Annotated in this window: 19 protein-coding genes; 4 read left to right on the top strand and 15 right to left on the bottom strand. The window is 35.2% G+C overall.

From position 1 onward, the window contains the following. Positions 1-116 precede the first annotated feature (116 nt). Positions 117-602, bottom strand: coding sequence for a GyrI-like domain-containing protein (locus tag CKK03_RS22260; RefSeq protein WP_099364690.1), 486 nt, complete (start codon positions 600-602; stop codon positions 117-119). Between the two features lie 182 nt (positions 603-784). Beyond that, a complete protein-coding gene (locus CKK03_RS22255) occupies positions 785-1,174 on the bottom strand; it encodes a DUF3231 family protein (protein ID WP_281254552.1) in 390 nt (129 codons plus the stop codon). Between the two features lie 293 nt (positions 1,175-1,467). Here CKK03_RS22255 and CKK03_RS22250 point away from each other — a divergent pair, with 293 nt between their 5' ends. Beyond that, positions 1,468-1,800, top strand: coding sequence for a hypothetical protein (locus tag CKK03_RS22250; RefSeq protein ID WP_099364688.1), 333 nt, complete (start codon positions 1,468-1,470; stop codon positions 1,798-1,800). A gap of 449 nt (positions 1,801-2,249) precedes the next feature. On the opposite strand, the gene CKK03_RS22245 is transcribed toward CKK03_RS22250, so the two are convergent. From CKK03_RS22245 to CKK03_RS22220, 6 genes are all read right to left on the bottom strand, one after another. Next, positions 2,250-3,017 (bottom strand): hypothetical protein, encoded by a 768-nt coding sequence (locus CKK03_RS22245; protein ID WP_099364687.1) that lies wholly within the window; start codon positions 3,015-3,017, stop codon positions 2,250-2,252. Next, positions 3,007-3,864 carry a hypothetical protein gene (locus tag CKK03_RS22240; RefSeq protein ID WP_099364686.1) on the bottom strand — a complete coding sequence of 286 codons (858 nt, stop codon included), beginning with the start codon at positions 3,862-3,864 and terminating at the stop codon, positions 3,007-3,009. The genes CKK03_RS22245 and CKK03_RS22240 overlap by 11 nt, the downstream gene beginning before the upstream one ends. Before the next feature lies 1 nt (position 3,865). Beyond that, complete coding sequence (locus CKK03_RS22235; RefSeq protein WP_099364685.1) at positions 3,866-5,791, bottom strand: hypothetical protein; 1,926 nt, start codon at positions 5,789-5,791, stop codon at positions 3,866-3,868. A 265-nt stretch (positions 5,792-6,056) separates the two neighbouring features. Beyond that, complete coding sequence (locus CKK03_RS22230; protein WP_099364684.1) at positions 6,057-8,567, bottom strand: restriction endonuclease-like protein; 2,511 nt, start codon at positions 8,565-8,567, stop codon at positions 6,057-6,059. Further along, entirely contained in the window at positions 8,536-10,941 is a 2,406-nt protein-coding gene (locus CKK03_RS22225) for a DUF8727 domain-containing protein (RefSeq protein ID WP_425432892.1), read from the bottom strand. Before CKK03_RS22225 ends, CKK03_RS22230 begins: the two co-directional genes overlap by 32 nt. Before the next feature lie 321 nt (positions 10,942-11,262). Then, the gene (locus CKK03_RS22220; protein WP_099364683.1) at positions 11,263-12,465 is read right to left on the bottom strand and encodes an iron-containing alcohol dehydrogenase; all 1,203 of its coding nucleotides are present in this window, start codon (positions 12,463-12,465) and stop codon (positions 11,263-11,265) included. 408 nt (positions 12,466-12,873) lie between these two features. Here CKK03_RS22220 and CKK03_RS22215 point away from each other — a divergent pair, with 408 nt between their 5' ends. From CKK03_RS22215 to CKK03_RS22205, 3 genes are all read left to right on the top strand, one after another. After that, a complete protein-coding gene (locus CKK03_RS22215; protein ID WP_099353733.1) occupies positions 12,874-13,338 on the top strand; it encodes a DUF2663 family protein in 465 nt (154 codons plus the stop codon). Positions 13,339-13,666: 328 nt separating this feature from the next. Continuing rightward, positions 13,667-15,067 carry a M20/M25/M40 family metallo-hydrolase gene (locus CKK03_RS22210; RefSeq protein ID WP_099364682.1) on the top strand — a complete coding sequence of 467 codons (1,401 nt, stop codon included), beginning with the start codon at positions 13,667-13,669 and terminating at the stop codon, positions 15,065-15,067. Positions 15,068-15,212: 145 nt separating this feature from the next. Further along, entirely contained in the window at positions 15,213-16,529 is a 1,317-nt protein-coding gene (locus CKK03_RS22205; protein WP_099364681.1) for a short-chain fatty acid transporter, read from the top strand. Positions 16,530-16,577: 48 nt separating this feature from the next. Here CKK03_RS22205 and CKK03_RS22200 read toward each other — a convergent pair whose 3' ends face one another. The 7 genes from CKK03_RS22200 to CKK03_RS22170 form a co-directional block, all read right to left on the bottom strand. Further along, a complete protein-coding gene (locus CKK03_RS22200) occupies positions 16,578-17,024 on the bottom strand; it encodes a DUF6376 family protein (protein ID WP_099364680.1) in 447 nt (148 codons plus the stop codon). 96 nt (positions 17,025-17,120) lie between these two features. After that, positions 17,121-17,411 (bottom strand): nucleotidyltransferase domain-containing protein, encoded by a 291-nt coding sequence (locus CKK03_RS22195; RefSeq protein ID WP_099364679.1) that lies wholly within the window; start codon positions 17,409-17,411, stop codon positions 17,121-17,123. A gap of 268 nt (positions 17,412-17,679) precedes the next feature. After that, on the bottom strand, positions 17,680-17,853 hold the full coding sequence (locus CKK03_RS22190) for a XapX domain-containing protein (protein ID WP_099353743.1): 174 nt from the start codon (positions 17,851-17,853) through the stop codon (positions 17,680-17,682). Between the two features lie 38 nt (positions 17,854-17,891). Then, a complete protein-coding gene (locus CKK03_RS22185) occupies positions 17,892-18,482 on the bottom strand; it encodes a class II aldolase/adducin family protein (protein ID WP_099364678.1) in 591 nt (196 codons plus the stop codon). A 16-nt stretch (positions 18,483-18,498) separates the two neighbouring features. Continuing rightward, the gene (gene otnK / locus CKK03_RS22180; protein ID WP_099364677.1) at positions 18,499-19,734 is read right to left on the bottom strand and encodes a 3-oxo-tetronate kinase; all 1,236 of its coding nucleotides are present in this window, start codon (positions 19,732-19,734) and stop codon (positions 18,499-18,501) included. A 53-nt stretch (positions 19,735-19,787) separates the two neighbouring features. After that, entirely contained in the window at positions 19,788-20,717 is a 930-nt protein-coding gene (locus CKK03_RS22175; protein WP_099364676.1) for an NAD(P)-dependent oxidoreductase, read from the bottom strand. 93 nt (positions 20,718-20,810) lie between these two features. Continuing rightward, positions 20,811-21,479 carry an aspartate/glutamate racemase family protein gene (locus tag CKK03_RS22170; RefSeq protein WP_099364675.1) on the bottom strand — a complete coding sequence of 223 codons (669 nt, stop codon included), beginning with the start codon at positions 21,477-21,479 and terminating at the stop codon, positions 20,811-20,813. Positions 21,480-21,505 lie beyond the last annotated feature (26 nt).

Here is a 21,505-nt window from a genome sequence, read left to right as displayed (position 1 = left end):
TGTAATTTAACGATCTACAGGAATGCTAACCTACACCCGTTAGTACAACAAGAAAAAGCTGCACCTAAGATAGTTCTAATCATCCACTCTCGCACCCCTAGTTTAATAAAAAAATATTATTTTTTAACAATCGGAATATAAATATCAAAATGCGGATCACTAGGGTCACGATCAACTGGACAATGTTCATGTTTTATTGGCATATATGGATCATAGTAATCTACACCCTCTTCCCTATATGGGATATACTCACTATCAAATAACCATTTATGTAGATTCGTATAGGTCTTTTGAATATCTTCTCCTTTGTTATGTGTTGTCTTCACATACGTTAGTTCAGGAACCTCTATTTCAATCATCCCTGCAGGAATTTTCTGCTTATCACTTACTTCATATACTGCATAGTGCACGAATCCATCTTCAATTACATGATAAGATAGACCCAATTGAACTTCGGGATTTACCTTGTAATCTATCTCTTTTGCACGCTCTTCAGCTTGATGAATCACGTTTTTTAGCTTAGGCACAATCTCAGAGAATGTACCCTCCCATTTTAATCCTACTGCCCGATAGCCTGGTAATTTAATAATTTCATAACTCACTTTATCTACAGCCTTTCCAAAAAAAATATTATAAGTTTCCTATTTCTCGTAAAGTGCTAATTCCACTGATATAATTACTTCCACATAAAAAGCGTCAATCCCTCCTTGGAATCAACGCTAGCCGTACTTTTATGTACATTTTTCCAAATTCTCATCCTTGGTTCGTTCTCTCCCCTATGGACTTATTCATTCCCTTTTATGATTTCCGCTCTGTTCTCGATTTGTGGAGGTTCCTCAAACCAACCGTTTTTGATCTTGAGTTCAACTCCCTCTCGTGCATACAAATAGATATCTTTCGAAATGAGCATAGCTTTCATTGCAGTATCATTCCGCAAACTGAAGAACACACCAGCACCTGAGCCAACAATTGAAAATCCATTAAGGATATAGATGCAGTGCATCATTAACTTATCTGAAAAAGGAGGTACGGTGGACTTCGTAACCGTTGCACCAGATTTTGCAGAAAGTTGTACATCTGCCTTTAGAAGCATATCTTCCATGATTTTGAGAGTTGTGAAACTACCAAAAATGTGTCTAAAATAGTAACTTTTATTGTTTCTTTGTGAAATCAATTAATGAAAAGGTTTACATTTTACTATTTCTAGTATTTACTAACTTTACAGGCGATTTTAGTTAATTAATTAAAGGTCCCTCCCGTAATCTCTATTTTACAAAAATAAAATTCCAAAAATCCTCACAACAAAATCATACCTCAAGTCATTTACTTTTCGATCTGTGGCTGTAAGATTAGTCTCACGTCAAATCATTTAATCTATTATATTTTTTCAAACTTGTAATTACTTTTGCCCAGCTAATAGAAGCGTATTCAAATTTCCTAATATACCAAAAAGGATGGCAAATTCAAATGAACGAAGACCTTATAATCAACAACAAACCATTATACATCTCTCCGACACTTGCAACTAGAATAGGATTATACGAAAGTATTATTCTTCAACAACTTCACTTTTGGCTTAAGCAGACTAATCATATATGTGAAGAGAGAAAATGGGTAAATTTCACATATGATCAGCTGGTGGAACAACTACCTTTTCTTTCAAAAAGTACAATAAGGAGAGTCATTTCAAGTTTGGAAAATAACGGTTTTATATATGCTAGAAATTTTAATAAAATAAAAATGGATCAAAAAAAATGGTACACCATTAATTATCAAGATCTGGAAGAATTAAAACCTTAAGAGGGAATTACAAGAGACCGAAGATTCTAATGTGGAACAAGAAATTCCTGAGATTTTCCAGAAAAAAAACTTCCGTTTAAACTAGACAAGCAGTTGCTCATATGTTCAATATTAACTTCCCTTCTATATCAAAAACTTCTTCTTCAAATTACTCTTAGACAACGAAGAAGAAGCATATTGACTTTTAGAACAAAATAACTTTAGAAAAGTAGAGTACGATTCCGGAAATTCCAAATATGCTGTTACCGGTCTATCTAGTCTAATGTTATTTAAACAATGGCATTGGCTTTATTAAAATGGTGCTTGTCGACAGAAGTGTGTAGGAGCTGTTATAAAATATTGGAATACCAAAGGTGTCCGATGAAAATATGAAATTAAACGCACAATATATATCCTTAACAAATAACTTATACTTTTAGTACATATCTATTAGTTCTTTTTTTAAACAATCAAACAGGTTCATGAACATTTAGTCTACTAACTTCGTAATAATAACCCAAATACTCTATAAACAGCTCCTTCAACTCATCTTTCTCAAGTATTGGCGACATAATAACTGGATAGCTTTTATTAAATTCGAAAATAATCCGCCGACCCACCCGTTCGTCTTTTCCTAGATCATCTCGTCCCTTAATCTTTCCTTTCATCACTTTTGAAAGATTGAGTTCGTCAATAATATCCAACACATTGATTAAAAATTGCTGATTACGGAAAATTTCGTACTTAATTATATAGTTATAAAGGTCTAAATTATCTATCAATAGATGATAATACTGTTTTCGATCATGATCATCTTGAGTAGCGTCATTAATATATTGGGCACCGATAACACATTTATATATATAATTTTCCCAGTCGAATTTCTTAATTACGATATTATTGAAATGACTTATCCCTTCTCCGATTTGCGGATAAGTTTCTAATAGAAATCCCCTTTTGTGTACAGTAAGTAAAGAGTGCCAGAACAACTCATCAAAATGCAAATCCCTTGGAGTTTGTAAATAAGAATCTGTAATGATTTCAAAAGCCTCTAGGAATTGCCTTTTCCGTTCTTCTTCACTAAGTTTAGCCATGTAAATCGGAAAATCAGGAGCTTCAGGTAAAGTAACTACCTCTCCTGAGAAATATTCGTCTTTATAGCGAATCGTATCATCCAAAAAGTCTTTATAAAATTGTTCGTTATTCTTATAACCCTTCTCTAGTAATCTAACTTCCATTTGCACTAAGTCCCTTCACAACGGCATGCGTATATTTCTCAATGATCCGGTCAGAAATTTTATAGATCACTTCATCAATATTTTCAATACTTAATTCAGAAACCATCTTTTTCTTCATTAGCTGATATAACTTCATATCCAATGGGTTGGAAGGTGGTTCAATCTCATCAATATCCAGTTGTTCTCCATCGAAACCATTGTTCATAATAAAGCGATAGAGAGCTTTTTGAAGTCCCATATAAATATACGGATTGTTTAACGAGTTACTCATCGGTACTGCGTTAAATTGGTATTGCTCATTTTTATAATGAATAATGATCGTTTCAGTACTCAGTTCTATTTTAATATCGGATGATAGCTCTGGGTTTAATTTCCTCTCAAATAGTTCATAGGGTTTTTTTATTCGATCATCAAATGAAACTATATTCGAATAGCCCAGCATTCCATATTTAGGAACTTTAATGCTAGACTTAAAGCTTTGGTAAAATTCGTTCAAATCATCGTTCTCGTTAAAATCAATTTCAACAAGTGATTGGATATACATTTGAATAGATGTTCTGTTTTCTAGTATGGAAATTCTCGAATTGGGAATATCAATGTAGGTCTGACCTGATCTTAACCTATAAAACTTATTATCTTTGGACTGAATGACTAAAATCATTTGTGCTTTTCGTTGTTCTACCAGTCTATTAATAAAACCCGATTCGATCTCATATTGAAAATTAAACCTGTAGTACTGTGTATTCTCTTCCAAATGAACATCTAAGATAAATTCATTATTTACATAACCCGATGAGGTGTTGGATAGAATTGGATATGGAAAATTGGCATCCTTTCTGTAGATCATGTTACACCTCCACGTAATATATAAATTTTAAAGCTTTATTGTAATTGGGTTTTAATTCAAATAGAATTTGCGCGATCCCATCCTGGATGGAGACATCCTTAATATGGTTTTCATTAAATTCACGTTCACTGTTATTGGCAATATCAATGACTCGAACGAAGTTATCACGGATATTAAATTCGTCATTGTATTCAACCCCCATCCCATCAATAACGGATAACTTGATGTTACAGGATTTTTCGTTTTGAATTAGTTCACTTTGGGTGAAATCAAATTTAACAACTTCATTATTCCCAAAGATTAAACGTTGCACGATCTTTGGATGAACGCTAAAGGATGAAACAGCCCTATCTTGATCGTTCTCATCCGAATCCTTTGGTTTTGGGGTTACCCGTTTTACAGGCTCTTTGTTCTTCTCTCTCTTCTTTCGTTCTTTATCAGGTTTATCAGTTTGTTTTTTCTTTTTTCGAGGAATATCCTCAGTCATTTTAACTAATGATCTCCCTTTGTTGACAACAACGGTCCCCATCGAAGCAGATAAGTCTTTTTTAAACTGATTTTCTATGACATACAAGATATCTTTTGTGTCAATTTTGCCATCTACTGGATTGTTTTCCTTAATGGCTTCTTCAATGACATTAGCAACCTCACGAGAAAGATTACTAATGAATTTCTTCGCCCGCTTTTCTAATTGTTTATCTTTAATGTGTTCATAGGACAATTCGGTATGGGATTCATTTTCTAAAGATTTTAAGTAGGCATCTTCTGCTGGACCGCCAATTAAAACAGCATTAAATGGCTTCGTGGCATTGTTTTTCACCTTAAAATCTTCAATCTTCATCCCAATCGTCCGAATAACTGCAACCCGTCCTTTTGTTATCTCTTCATTGTACTGAAAATATAAATTAAATTTGAAGTTATCTACACTATCTGAAACTACGATCGTTCTTGGCGTTTCATTTAAATAAGTGTTCACGTATAACGGTGTGAATTCCTTTTTCATTTCAGGAATCTCTTGCACATAATAATCGGCATTATTTACGAAGCTCATAATTGTTTCATAATTTATGGTATTGTTATTGACAACAACTTCGAGCTTCTTTTCAATGATTGAAACGAAAAAGCTATCGCAAATACTTATTACAATTTGTCTTTCGTTGTCATACTCATCACGTAAGAACGGAATAATGATCTTCAAACCTCTTGTATTCTTTTCAAAGACCTGCTTAAAGTGATTTTCAAAAGGGTAAAACTTCGACTTGTTATCTCCTAACATACAAATATTTGTAAAATACCCCGTTGAACGATAGCTTTGGTTATGATATTCATGTTCTATTAATTGAATCGTTCCACCTAAATGTTGGTTTCCTTCTCCATCACAATTGGCAAAATACATGAGGTGTAAATCAGAAGCAGCATTGGAGGCAATTTTCCCAACACCATGGGAACCTCCCCTCTCCGTTTCTAATTCTTCGCTTTCTTCTAGAGAATGGACACCCTTATTGTAAGCATAAATCGACCAAGTATCTTGATCAGAGTTACTTTGACCATTCTTTGCGCCACTTAAACCACGGGTATTTCTGTCTTCAAAAGAGATATACTTTACTTCTTCTAGCAACATTTTGCTTTGCATATGTTCAATGGTCTCTTTTGTATAGCTGTTTCGACCTCGTAATGTTTTAATATGCTCAATTGCTTCTTCAATTCCAGGTATTTCCTCTCTTTTTATGGTACCCGTATTTATTATCACCTTAACGGGGCCATCTAAATTAGGCAGGCGTCCATCCAGCGAATTTTGGATATTTTCACGAACCAAACCAGAAACTCTAGATTTATAGAAACGTTCCAATGTCTTATCGAAGTTCGAGTCCTCAATCCTTTCAATCGGAGAAAACTGCCAAAATTGTTCTCTAGTTGGGAATTCCATAGTTACCTCCTTCATACTATTGGTTCCAAAAAGAAGAAACCATCCTAAAGTCTTATTCTTTCATCTCTGAAAATAAGAAAATCGACCCTTGTAATTATTTTTCCATATATTTATATAGTAAATGTTTAAAATGTTCTAGTCTAGAGTATAAAATTTTCTATTGAAACATTCATAAATGAAAGCGCACAAGCCATGATGCGCTTTCGTATCTCTTCATAATACGGAAATTGAGTAATTAATTAAAATTCCTTACTAATTTGGGAATCTATAGTCCCAGTTCTATTAATGAAATAATTTTTCTGAAAACACCCGATGGTTTTTTTATTAATTCATCATAATCAATGACCTTTTCACCCTTTTCATGAATAATAGTCATTTGTCTTTCCTGATTATTAAAATTCACCAATATATTATTAAATCGAAATCGTTGAATTTTAGTCGCTTGATCTAGAATAGGTGCGTCTAGCTCAATTGTAATTTGGTCAGAAATTCTTCTTAGCATACGCCATATTATTCTTTCTTCTTTTGATTTCATAAATATCTCTGGCAATTCTTTTGCATCTCTTAAAATCGATAATGTCGTTATTGAATAAATTGATATTCCATATCCAACTGGAATTATTGGTCTATAGATTGTTTTCCAAACATCTATGTTAAATATTACATATTCTTCATAACTGTCCGTAGGTGGTTCATCGATCTCAAACCCTTTAACAAACTTTACTTCGGTAATTTTCCCATAACAAACTATGCCATTTTGAGACGATACTCCGTTAACTAAATAAAGTGCTACATACGCTGCTTCTTGCCAGCCTCTTTTTAATTTATTTGAAGGAATACGGAAATAAAGATGATTAATAAATCTGTGAAAATATTCTTTTGAAGTTACAGTGCCCACAAGTACTTTATCATCTAAGGCTGAAATCCACACTTCTTTAGATCCCCTTGGTAATATTCCTTCCTTCTGAATTTCTTCAGGACTTTTTTCAATTAAGTGCTCAATAAATTGCTCAACCAATCGAGTAGCATTGGGGAGAAAAGGCAAACCACCAATATTCACTTTTCCAATACTTTTATAAAAGTGATGGTTTTCATAAAGCTCCTCATCCTTCCAAGGAAAGAGAACATACGCTCCAAATGCAGTTCTTTCGTATGGACCATTTTGCTGAACTACCAAGGAATCTCTGTACCTATGCATTGTATTTATATCGTCTTCCATTGGTCCTGGTTCCTGATAATGCCTTTGGTAGTAACTTCCTTCAACTGCAAAATCAATACGGTATTTAGCATCAAAAATATAATTATATGTGAAATTTTTACCTTTTTTCTCAATACTGAGTGTTGTATCTGGTTTTTGTGGCAAAGTTGGCAAATGTCGTTCAGTTTTTTGATAAGTTAATATTATTTGCTCATTAGTTATTGGATGCTTGAATACTCGCTTCGCAGTAGAGTTCGTATCTAGATTAACAAACAATCCATCGCTTTTTACTTTAATTATATCTTGACTCAACATTTTATATTTTTTATTCAAGATTTGACCTAGCTTTATGAAAGTCCAATATTCATACATAGTAGCAACATCTTTAACAGACATTTGATAAAGAGTTCCTTGTAATGAAAGGCCTTTGGAGATTATTAAATAAGTTTTAAATACATCTCGATATCCGGGAGCCATTTGTATCACAAGACTCATTACGGATCTATCAAGTTTACCTATATTATTCCAAAAGGAATTTTTCATCCTTTTATCAAGGCTTGATAGCATTTTTTCTATTCTATGAACTAAGTCTTGATCGGGCTCAACTTCATACCGTTTATTTTTGCTCAGGACCTTGTCTAATAAATCAGCAATTTTAGTCTGTAACCTACTCATGATCCATTTTATAAATTGATTTTCAAGAGTGTCAGGGGTAAGCTCTTTTTTTATTTTCAACCCAGATTTAGGTAAGACTATCCTGTTATTGATTTCAATACCGCGTTCAACATCAACAAACAAATGCGGACGTTTCCGTAAATATTGTCTTCCTCTTTGATCTAATTTACCGAGTTGGTCTCCCCTCGCATGAATATGGGTAGTAATTAACTTACGATGAGGTTGAGACTCTATTTGTTTGATAGCATTGAATAATCCTTCAAAATGATAAGTAAGTAACCGATAAAATTCACTTCTTGATGGTTTACCCTCTACATTTACCTTAGCTCCAAAATATGTTTTCTTAATAAAATGATAAGCTAAATTGTAAATTTCATTATTTACCTCATTTAAAAGCGTTTTATAATCATCCTTATAATCCAGTTTAGAAGGGAAAATTTCGATAGTTACTTCTAAGAGGACTCCTTCTTCACTTCTAATTTCAAACTTTGACAAACCTACTTCATTCTGAAACTGTAGATTCCCCATTAAAAAATAACTATCCCCAATATCAACCTTCCCTACAGCCTTTCTTAATAAAGGATGTTCATGATAAAAGGAAAGATTAATTCCCGCCTTCGGAGAAATAACAATCTGATAGTTTCCATTTTCAAAAAATATAGGCCTTTGATTTAATGGTTCAATTAAAGTTTGTGTCTCTACATCAAAAATTTTTTTGATGTTGATATACTTACCTCTAACATTAAAATGCATTACATCATGAAAATCCAGTTGTCTATATTGTAATAGTCCTTCGTATCTTTCATGATACGGTTTTCCCTTAATCACAAGGGTTAATTGGTCAGTGTCAATGTAAACAAGCTCAACATCATTAGGAGCCGATCCAGAAGGAAGTAAAGCCATCTTCTAGCCTCCTCCTCATCTCAATTACTTTTTTTGCACTCTTAGGATATTTAACATTCTTTAATTCATTAAAATTCAATAAACCATCTTCATTAAAACTTCTATTTGTACAGTATGTATAAAGACTATTTAGAACCTCTTCTACTCTATTATCACTACCAGCGACTCTTGGTAAAATTTTTTGAAGAATGCACCTATCTAGTGCTTGATCAAAAGAATACAAATCAGCCGCTTCATTATATGCAATATAAAAACAAATCTCATCTCGCACACGGTAACCAACCTGAGCACCTATAGGCTTTAACAGTTCATTAATTTTGACCAATTCAGTAGTTGTCTTTTCAACTAAATTGGGATCTTCTACATAAACGTCCTTTAAATGAAGATAACTTCCCTTCAATGTCTGATTATCTATATTTATTGGAAGTACTTCGGGTAGGTCGTGTAAAAAATCAAGATATCCTAAATTCACTTCATTAAATTCAATTGTATTTGCACGATCCAAAACCTTTTTACTAAACGGATGAGTTGTTTCATCCATATTAACAGTTCCTATAAGATATAAATTTGTAGGTAAGCTTATATTTTTTTCTGCTATTTCATCAGATAATAATATAGAAGTGACTATTTCCCCGTTTTCCCATCGTCTACTTTCCATAACACTTAGGATATCGCTGAAATAATATTCTACACGTGCCAAATTCATTTCATCTAGTAAAACAAAATATGGCAGAGATGGATTGTCCGCAGCACGTTTTATTATCTTAGTTAATGGCCCCTCAACAAAGTCTCCTTTAATATCACGATATCCCAATAAATCTGATCCATCGCTCCAATCAGGACGAACAGGAATTAATTTAAACTGTCCATTAGATTCATTAGCACCTATACTCTCTGAAAACCATTGAACAATTTTGGTTTTACCTGTACCTGAAATTCCGGAAAGTATCACGAATGGTTTTGTTTTTAATGATATAAAAAGATTTATTACGTCTTCCTTTTCATAATAGAAACCTTTACTTTTAATATAATTGTCAATATGCGTAACTACTTCATTTGTTGATAACAATTTTGAAACTTCCTCTTGTGCAATACTTACACCTGAATTTATTATGTATTCATTCTTAATTTCTTTATTTATCAAGTTCCATTCTCCATCAACAATTTCTAATTCCTGTAACCAACTTAGTATATTTCTTGACCTGTATTCAGCAACCGTCTCTTTCATTAAATTTTCTTTAAGGGAATTCCGAACAATTAACATCCCTATCTCTTTTAAACAAATGAGTTTATCTTGTTTTTGTAGATTCCCTATTAAAGGTAGAAGGCTTCTTATGATATTAATATAGTCTAATTTACTTAGCTGGTTTCTTAAAAGATTTTTTCTATTTACTTCTGCCTGATATTCGTTAATTAAAGATTTATTGATATCATAATTGTCAGTTAAAAACCCTAGTAGTTTCAGTCCTTGTCGTGCCCTAGATTTTAATCTTTTGATACTTTCTTCTTTATAAAGAGAGTTAATTTTTCTTGGATCTATATTACCCTCTATAATTTCTTCCAGAAAAGTTAGGGTAAGTTCGAAATTACCTTCAGGTAATTGGTCTGTTGTAAATTCTTTAAGGGTTATCGCAACCTTATTATTTTTTGTTGTCACTTCTACAAAAGGAAGTTGACTAAAAAATGCCATAAGAAATGATGACCTACCTTGGACACTTCTAAAATCGGTAGCCGTTGCAGTTCTTACTTCTAGAAACTCTCTCCAACCTTCCATAATATACTCAAAACTTAAGTAGTCCCAAGGAAATTCTTTCTCACCTTTTTGATGTTTTTCCCTTGACGATTCCGTTTCAACAAAAATTCCTTTTTCATCAATTTTTGTTATCCAGTTAGATTTTTGAGTACGGAGTGTTTTAATCACTTTTACTTGTTTTGCTAGATTAATTAACAGATGTTTAATCCGACTTCCTTCCAACGAGCCTTTTACGCTACCTTCTTTTTTTATGTAGTCTTTATCTACCTTTTTTAGTAAGATTTCCATATTTGCATACTTAATTGGATTTCCTAAGCCTTTGTGTAGATCACTCACATCATGTCCCAAGAGAGCATTACGAATTTGCATGTCAGCAATCTTTCCCTTTAAGATAAAACGCCCTTCAAGTTCTGGTCTTCCATCTTTTTCATATCCCATTAACTCATACACTTCTATTATTTTGTTATTGTAAATTGCACAATAGTATTTATAATCACCAGACTGTAATTTATTCCCACTAATTTTCCAACTAACACTTGTAGCATTGTATAACTCTTCTGCCGACATTCCTTCTCTATATGATTTTCCAATTTTAATTAAGATTGTATCCTCAATAGCCAATTATCCTTGCTCCTTTATTGTTTATGCCTCTTTATATACATTCTAATTATAGTTTACATTTTTTCACAAGTTTAGTTTCACAACACATTCTTATTCGCCCTCGGCACCAATATCCTTTTTTAATTTCTGTGAAATTATTTCTTCGTATATCCCTTGCTTAAGCATGATGTCACCTCGATAAATTTATCTATTGTTAAATAGTTTCCATTATCGTGTCGAAAAATCCTTCTTTTTACCTAAGAAAGTACTGTTGTTGGAGAATTTAGATATAAAAAAAACTAGTCCAGAAGTAAGTGAACTAGTTTAAAATATCTAAACCAATTATAAGATTGATTCATTAACACCTTCATTCATCTTGTAATCAAAACAAAGTTCATATAATTTAATAATTTCTTCTTCTGTAGGAATTCTTGGATTGTTTCCAGGACTTCCACTTGCAATAGCGTCTTTCGCCATTTTTCTAACTACTTTATCTAATTCTTGTTTTTCTATTCCCCACTCTTTCATATTAGGGATATTCAAATGCAAACAAAGTTGCTTTATTTCTCGTACAACGATATTTGCAATTTCTTCATTTGAGTAATCATTTAACTCCGGTTTAATAAACAGTCCAATATTAGCTAACTTTTCAATGCAAGCTGATTTACTATATTCTAAAATTGCAGGTAGCAGCATTGCATTTGAAACTCCATGTGGTACATGAAATAAGGCTCCTATTGGTCTAGACATTCCATGAACTAAACAAACAGATGCATTTGAAAATGCGATGCCAGCTTTTAAGGCTCCTAATGACATTTTTTCTCTTGCTAAAATATTGTTACCATTCTTACAAACTTCTTCTATGTTATCGTAAATCAATTTGATGGCGGATAAAGCAAGGGTATCTGTGAATGGATGTGAGCGTCTTGAAATATATGCTTCGATTGCATGGGTTAAGGCATCTACCCCAGTTGCTGATGTGATATGCTTTGGAGAAGAGAGTGTAAGCAAAGGATCAACTATAGCGACTTCTGGTAAAAACGCCGGTTGTTTAATCATCATTTTTACATCATTTCTTGTATTTGTTATAACTGTTACATCTGTTGCTTCAGATCCAGTACCCGCAGTGGTAGGAATTGCAATTAGAGGAATAGCCTTCTTATCAGCGATTTTTTTATTCCCTATAAAATCACTAATCCTTCCCCCACTTGTAGCAATTACGGCAACAGCTTTTGCCGTGTCAATACAACTTCCTCCACCTAATGCAATAATGACATCACAATTATTTTGTTTAAAGACTTCCAGGGCTTCATCTACGAATATGTCAGTCGGTTCGGATGTTATATCCAAATAGGTTGAATGCTCAATTCCTTCTTCATTAACAATATTTTTACATTCATCAACATAACCAATATCCTCCATCACTCTGTCACTAATGATAAGAGCTTTAGTTCCTAGTTTCCTAGTTTCTACCCCTAACAGTTTAAAAGAATCAGATCCATAAAAAATAGCTCTAGGCATATAGACACTTGAAATCGAACTCATTTCTTTCCCTCCCTAGTTTTGTTTGCAAATTACGGTTGAACTAATTGCAACGTCCTTATTTCCAATCCAATTGATTTTAACAATTATTCACGTATTACCATTTTATTCAATAATTATTATTAAAAGACTACTAGATATTTGAAGAGCTAAATCCTTGCCTCTCTTTTAAACTAATATGGCTTTGCGTTAAGTCCAATCGAAACCCTAGCAATTTTAACCGTATGTTCTTGCAGGATACGAGGTTGGAGTCAGACAAAACAACATTTATAGGTTGTACATTTTTCACTTATGGAAACAAAAGTACTTATTATGCATTTTTTACAAATAGCTTGTCATATTCCTCTCAATCAAAAAATAATATATACCATACGAATAGAATGGTGAATGTATAATGTAAGGGGGAGCACAATGGCAGATAATGGCTTTGCCGCACCTTGGCATCAGGAAGGTACTCGTATATCAAGGGCTGATGGAGATTCGTTGGATCGATTACTTGACTTTAACGAAAAACATAATAGAAAAAAAAGCATGCATAGCTTTTTCTTGTATACGTTAATTGGGTATGCCTTCTACACATTTATTAAATATGTCTTATATACTCCAGATGTATTTGGCAGTTTTACAATTATAGATACGTTGTTTACTAATAAAAATCTTGTGAGGGATTTATTTTTCGGGGCAGTATTATATTTCACTTCAAAATTCACCTTTGATTTAAAAGAAAAAGCAAAGGATGAATACCACGCCCTACGGAATGAAATTGTTGATCTATCGAATAAAGAATGGGTAAAAAAATATGATGATATAACAAATCAGCAAATCTATGAGTATGTGAAAAAACATGATATCAAGATTAATCATAAAACGAAATAGGTATAAAAAAGGCTGCCTGCCCCACGCTTTAGCTTATCGGGACCGGCAGCCTTTACTTTTGTTAGCAGAAATGCTTCATCAAAGAAAAATAGTGCACTTGATTTACGGTAATGGCTGTTACTTCGGCACTAACAGCCTCCCCTCGTTCCCGCCTAAGATACAGCGTTGGAAGTATTTTCCTCATAGGAAGTAAGTCCTTTTCTAGCCACTTTGAAGTGTAAACAGGAGTTTAAGCCTATCATTGTCTAAGGATTCCTACACTTATTTGAATTTTCCGAATGATATAAACTTTAACTTGTACTATGAATCTAGTAAAGGGAGGAATTTTATGAAAAAACTAGTAATATCGTTTGGACTTACTACAACACTTGCATTTGGGGCTATTGCTACACCTGCAGTATTTGCAAAACCAATCGAAGTGACACAATCTCAGAAGGAGAAGTTCTTTGATCACAAGGTGATTAATCAACTAAATGTAGACAATATTTATAACAATATTGCATCCCTTTCTGAAACACCGCGTGTTGCAGGGACTGAAGCAGAACACAACGCTGTTCAATACATAAAAGAACAATTCGAATCCTATGGATATGAAACTGAAATTCAACCATTTACCTTCTATGGCTATACACCTCCAAGTTCAATTGAACTTTCGGTTAATGGCTATGATGGTACCCTCCAGCCAAGTTCTTTCACCTACACTGTAAATGGAAATGTGTCAGGGGAACTAGTTTATGCAGGATTAGGGACAGTCGCTGAACTTCAAGACACTGACCTTACTGGAAAAATTGCGCTTATTCAGCGTGGCGAGATCTCGTTTGCGGAGAAAGTGCTTAATGCTGCTGACAAAGGAGCACTAGGAGTTATTATTTTCAACAATACTTCAGGAGCTATAAATGGAACTCTTGGAGAAGCGAATGACAAGTATGTACCTGCTGTAGCATTAACGAAAGCAGAAGGTGATGCACTGCATGAAGCACTTGTAAATGGAGAGGTGCTTCATACTTCGCTCCAGGTTGATGGTGCAAGAGCTGGTGAAAGTACTTCTCATAATGTAATCGCAACAAAGAAGCCAACGAATAAGAAAAAAGATACAAATGATGTAATTGTTGTTGGGGCTCACCACGACTCCGTAGCAGGTGCACCGGGAGCAAATGACGATGCATCAGGTACCGCTATGACACTTGAGCTAGCACGTGTCTTTAAAGACATTCCTACAGATACCGAAATTCGTTTCATTACATTTGGTGCTGAGGAAAATGGACTATTAGGCTCCGCACATTATGTGGCAAATCTACCTGAGGACGACCTCGATCGTATTATCGCAAATTTTAACCTAGATATGGTCGGAAGTCGTGATGCAGGTAACCTAACAATGGCGACACTTGATGGTAAACCAAATCTAGTAACTGAGCTTGCACAAGCATCAAGTACAAGATTGAATGGGGAACCTACTCCATTTTATGCTGGTGGTAGAAGTGACCATGTTCCATTTGCAGAAGCTGGAATCCCTGCTGCATTATTCATTCATAGCCCATCAGAGCCTTGGTATCATACACCAGAAGACTCACTAGACAAAATTAGTAAGGAAAAACTTCAAGATGTTGCTGAAATCGTAGGTTCCGCCATCTATGATCAAGCCCGTTTTGACAATATGGGACCAAAACCTAAAAAAGGGCCTAAAGTGAAAGCAGACCTTGAGTTATATCATGAGCAGTCTTTAAAATAAGAAAGAATTAAACAACAAGCAAGGCCATTTGGCCTTGCTTGTTCATTTTTCAGTTAAGGAAGGATACTCCAAAGAGACTTATTGAAAACAAGTCATACAATATCCCCTCCCCTCATACCTTTTGTAGTAAAAAGGAGGGGAAAAAATGTTAAACAGAGTGTCAGAACGCTTTTCACGTGTGATTCAGCGGTATTTGCCTGATGCGTTTGTTATTGCAGTGTTGATGACTTTGTTTGTGTTTGTCTTGGCCTTTTTTACAGCTCCTGCTGATCCAGCTAATTTGTTTCAGTCGTATGGAGACGGTTTTTGGACTTATTTAGCGTTTACAATGCAAATGGTACTCCTGCTAATGACGGGGATGGTCCTTGCTTCGGTTCCTTTTGTCCGGAGAGGTTTAGAGGCTATCTCAGCTAAAGCGAATACGGCAACAAAGGCCTATTTATTCACGTTCTTGATTTCGGCTGCTGCGTATTATATTAACTGGGGGCTCGCTGTAGTCGTCGGTGCCATCGTCGCTCGTGAGGTCGGTAAGAGGAATAAAAATGCTCACTTCCCACTTTTGGTCGCATGTGCCTATGCTCCTACAGTGCTCTATACAGCCGGGCTTTCCAGCTCAATCCTTCTAACAATCGCAACAGAAGATCACTTTCTCGCCGATGTAATGGGCGTTATCCCAACCTCTGAAACTATCTTCCACCCAGGTACGGTAATCATTTTCTTTGCACTACTCATTACAATTCCTATTTTTATCCTATTAATGGCTCCAAAAAAGAATATCATCCCATTTACAGCAAAAACGGAACCACCCAAAGCAGCAGTCGTTTCCAAAGAAGACAGCAATTCACCTGCCATTCGTTTAGAGAACACACCTATTTTGGGTATTTTAATTGGCTTGGTTGGTATCGTTTATGTGTTGCTACAATTCGCTAAAAGTGTGGATCTTAACTTGAACCTTATTAATATCTTATTTTTATCATTAGGACTACTCTTTCACCGCTCACTTGCGCAATATGGAATTGCCTTTAAAGAAGCTGCCGGATCTATTTCGCCTATCATTCTACAATTTCCTTTCTATGCGGGGATTATCGCACTACTCGGTAGCTCCGGACTTGCCGATACCATTATCAGGGGTATGACATCCATTTCCAGCGCAGAAACATTTGGTGTGTTTACGTATTGGACGGCTGGACTTGTCAATATCTTAGCTCCATCAGGCGGAGGACAGTGGGCACTACAAGGTCCACTCCAAGTACCTGCAGGAATGGAACTAGGTGCCGATCCTGCCGTGATCGCGATGGCAGTCGGCTGGGGAGATGCCTGGACGAACCTCATCCAACCATTCTGGGCCTTGCCGATCTTAAGTATTGTTGGACTTCATATTCGACACATTATGGGCTATTGTATTCTACTAAGTGTGTGGATTGGGATTGTGACTTCGATATTGATTTATTTTGTGTACTGAATAGAAAACAGGCGCAACCTCTTTTTAAAGAGCTGCGCCTGTTTATGTTTAATTGCCTAATTGTTGGATCTGATCAATTGTATTTGTTACGTTCTGTAACGTTTGAAATAACTCACTATTTTCAAGAAGAGCTGGATCTAATTGTCCATTCTCGATATTATCTAGATACAAATTAATGCCTTCTTCTGCTTGTTGGTTATAATCAACGATTTGCTGATGAAGGTCCTCTGCGACTCCTGGTGGTTGAAGCGCGTTAAAAGAATTCATGTCTTCCTGCATATCAGTTAACATGGTTTCGAGCTCTGTTCTTGATTGTTCATCGGTAACTGCCTGTTCTGCTAGGCTGGGAGCCTCGTTAACAAATGTACTTACCTCATTCACATAATCAGTTGCCTCATTCACGTACGTTAATGTATTATTAACATCCTCAAGGACGGAACAAGCCCCAAGAAATAGTAACCCTATTAAAGAAAAAACTAAAAATCGTTTCTTCACTATATCCCCTCCTGTTTGTAAGCATACTTCATATACGATACAAAACGGGAAAGGTTTCAATTTTCTTAGCCGACCCCTTGTTTTCAACGTCAATTACTAGTAATGATACGAACTATCCAAAAGAATAATATGCTTGCGATTCCCAATTCCCTCACCATTTAAATCCCAATACGGTAAGAAATCAACTTTGATATGTTCGATATATAGAGGTTCCTCCATGAGATTATGGAAAACATCGTCTTCTCGTTCAGTTCCACTGTATTCGATAACAATATCTAAATCACTTTCTTCATGAACATTACCGTATAGACGACTCCCGATAATGGCAATCTTTTTCACTTCAATATCAAAATCATCAAGTTTCTCGTCAATATGAGACATAATCATTGATGTTAGTTCATCCTTGGAATATTGACTTAACCCGTACACCTCAACAGTACCCAGAATGACACCTCTATTCTTCTTTTAAGTAGTGTATACACCATTAGTATTAACCGTGTGTCCCAATATTTAAAAGAATGTCATAATGGGTGACTGTCATAGACCCTTTTCTCTGTCCGTTGTAGTGTTATCTCCAATCAAATGGAATAGACCTTGCGGAATTCCGACAAGGTCATGAGGTAGCAACCGTATTAGCTTCATATATGGAATAACATTATAACTTTGTTATTACAGGTAAGATAGATAAATAGATTTTATAACCTAAATAAATACCAAGAATTCCCCCGATACCTGATAAAGTTGGTGGTGCTGGAATCGGTAGTTTAGTCAGTCCAAATAAAAAACCAATCAGTAAACCAGCAAAAACAGCTAATATAATATGCAACATTATCTTCACCTTCTTCTAAAGTGTGACAAATTTCTATGTCACTCTGTATTAAGTTTTCGAAGCTCCCAAGCAATGTGCGCACTTTCCTCTAATTCTTCTAATGCAAAAAATGCTTCCATGATATCTTTTCCTGGTACGACCGGGCCGTGATGGCTCAGCAGCCAGCCATCACTAGCATTTACTCGTTTTTCAAATACGTTAAACAATTCTTGACTACCGGGTTTTTCATATGGAATTAAGCCCACAGTTCCCAATTTCATTTTTAAATATGGAGTATGATCCGGCATACAATCTGATTCATTTAGATCAGGTAGACAACTCCAAAGCACACTATAAGTGCTATGTACATGAAGAACTGCACCGGTATCTGGTTTAGCTTTGTATACGGACAAATGTAACGGCCATTCCTTGCTTGGTTTTACTTCATCATATTGAATTCCATCTAAGTCCATAACAGCAAACTCTTCTGGTTTTAGAGTTCCAAAGCATGTTCCAGTAGCAGTTACATAAATTTTTTCTTCATGTAGAAAGCTTAGATTCGCAACGCTGCCACTTGCTTTACCACGTTGAAAGAGACTTTTGGCAACCCAAATAGCATCTTCAATCTTCTTATCTAATGTATGATTCATATTTACCACTTCTCTCTTATGTTAAAGATAAGGCTTGAAGGAAAAAATCAGATTTTCCAAAGTTTCCACTCTTAAACACCATTCGAATTCTATTATCTTCTATTGGTATCATGATTGGTACTCCAGGTGCGATACTATCTCCTATATGGTATCCATTATACCCAAGCCTTTTTGCTACAGCTCCACTCGTTTCTCCGCCTGCAACAATGATTCTGTGAAACCCAGCTTGAACTGCAAGTTCTGCTAAATCTGCAGTTGCGTTTTCTAATTTCGCAGCAACATCTTCCTTACCTTGTTGCTGAATCCGTTTCACATTCTCAGGTGTGTCGCTGCTATATACTAAGATTGATTCTTCTTTGTTTTGAGAAATCACATTCCATATCTTTTCGACCGTTTCTAAACCTGAAGTCAATTTAATTGGATCCATAAAATAAGTTTTACCACCAGACTTTTGATATTCTAATATCTGGTTTCGAGTCGCTTCACTACAACTTCCTGCTAATAGTAATGCTGGAGTATTAGACCGTTCAAATCCATCCGCATCCGCATTTTCCTTATACATTTTCGCCAATGGGTACGCTAGTCCACTGCCACCAGTTAGAAGTTTGAGTCCTCCAAATAACTGAACCAGCTTTTCCGCATCTTCTTCTTTCTCGTAATCTGGCACGATATAAAAATGGGAATACTTACTTTGTGTTGTTATTCTTGTAATTAGTTCATCTACTTCTTCCTTGTATAAAGCGTCTGACATTTTTACACTGGAAAATTTGCTTTGTGCATCCATTAAACGAACCAGATCACTATCCCACATTGGTGTAAGCGGATGATTCTTCATTGGACTCTTATGTAATGGAACTCCATTTACATATAAATAACCTTGTTTGACAGTACGTCCATTTACTGGAAGTGCAGGACAAAGAATCGTATAAGGAACTTCTAGCTCTTCCATTACAGCATCACAAATAGGTCCAATGTTACCCTCTGGTGTGGAATCAAATGTAGAGCAATATTTTATATAAAACTGTTGTGCACCTTTCTCTTTTAACCAGCCTATCGCCTCGAGTGAATCTTTGACAGCGTCTTTTGGATTTTGAGTACGGGTTTTTAAGGCGATTACACATACCTCTGCCTTTGGAGCCTCATCAATTTTCGGTACTCCATTGTATAAAACCGTACTAAGTCCACCTTTCACAAAGAAAGAAGCGATGTCACTACCACCGGTAAAATCATCTGCAATAACACCAAAGCGCACTCGATTCACCCCTTATTATGTTTTTATCTACACTGACATTCTCAAAACGTTTGTTACTTAACCAATTCAGCTTCTGCTTGTTCATAGTTTTTTTTACGTACCTTTACACCCAATAGATCTTCAAAGTAACAAATCATAGCATGCTTGTAGAAATCACCCTGTCCGTTTTGTAAAGCAAGTTGGTAGGTTTGCATTGTTCCACTCAAAGTTGGTAGTGGAATTTGGTATTTCATTAATACTTCATTCATGCTTTCCATGTCTTTATATGCTCTTTCTAGTGAAAAGCTATGTTCAAAATTCCCTTCTAAAACCTTAGGAATCAATGTTTTTGAAGCAAAACTTGAACCTGTTGCCGTCATTAATACGTCACCTAGTTTTTCTGGATCTAAACCAAGTTTTACACCAACTGGTAAGAGTTCACTAAAGCTTGCGCAGCAAATATTTAATACACAGTTATTAATCATCTTCGTAAGTTGTCCAGCCCCGTTTTCACCCATGTAGAGTATCTGTTTCCCCATTCGATCAAGCATAGGTTTTATTGTATGAAATAATTTTTCATTCCCGCCACACATGATAGTAAGTGTTCCGTCGATAGTTGTTCTCGGATGGCCAGAAATAGGACAATCCATATATTCAATTCCATTTTCTCTACAGGTTTCCGCAATTTCGACTGCACCTAAATAACTAATTGTGCTAAAGTCAATAATTTTCTGACCTGGTTCCATATATTTTAATAAGCCGTTTTCACCGACTACAACATTCTTCACAATCTCTAAGTCTGGTAGACAAAGAAATATATAATCACTATCTGCTGTATCTATGATTTTAGTTGTTGTTTTAATCCCTTGTGCCTTAAATTGCTCTAATGCATTTGGATTTGCATCACACACAAGATAATCATACTCACCTTCTTTTTCTCCCTTTGCAAGATTGAATGCCATACCTGTGCCCATTACGCCTAATCCAATAAAACTTACTTTCATTGAAATCTCTCCTCTTTTGTTTGAATATATTTCAAGGGCTACAACGAATAAGTACTATAATTGATTACTTCTCTCTTTTGTATTTTTCCGTAACTAAGCATTTACTTTATTACGTTCTAATTCACTGATTACCGCTCTTACCGCTTCTTTCGGACTTGTAAACACCGGGAGTCCTAATGTACTAGTTTCAGATTCAGCACATGCCTGTGTGATTTGGGCAAGAATAATCACTTCACAACCTCTTTTTTGCAATTCCGCTGCCGCAATACGATTAAAATGATTATGTTCTTCCTCATTACCGGCTTTCAATTCTGTCATAGCCTGCGTACTAATTTGTGTATCTACTTCAACTTCTTTACCCAATTCTTTCGCAAGTTTTTCTAATTGTGCTTTTGTCGCTGGTCCTGATGGTGCAGTAGTTGCAACAACGCCTATTTTTTTATAATGAGTAACTGCCTTTTCTAACATCGGTCGATCCACCGCAAAGATTGGTACTGATATAAATGGCTTAACTGTATTCACTACAGGGGTCAGTACGGTGCATGCTACAATAATCGCATCTACTCCCGCTTCCTGTGCTTTATTGGCCATGTTGACAAAATCTCGATATAATTTGTCATCAATTCCATTAATTTGGTTTGCATGGTACTGGATATTTTCATCAACAAAGTTTAAAACCGTTACTTCTGGAGCTAGCTGTTTGAATGCTGCATTTAAAGGTGGTACAGCATTACACGTTGCATGAATAATACCAATTTTCATTTCGATTCTCCTTTGTGTTTTAGTAG

This window comes from Fredinandcohnia onubensis, from assembly GCF_002734215.1.
Classification (GTDB): domain Bacteria; phylum Bacillota; class Bacilli; order Bacillales; family Bacillaceae_L; genus Ferdinandcohnia; species Ferdinandcohnia onubensis.
This window is presented reverse-complemented; position numbering and strand designations above follow the sequence as displayed.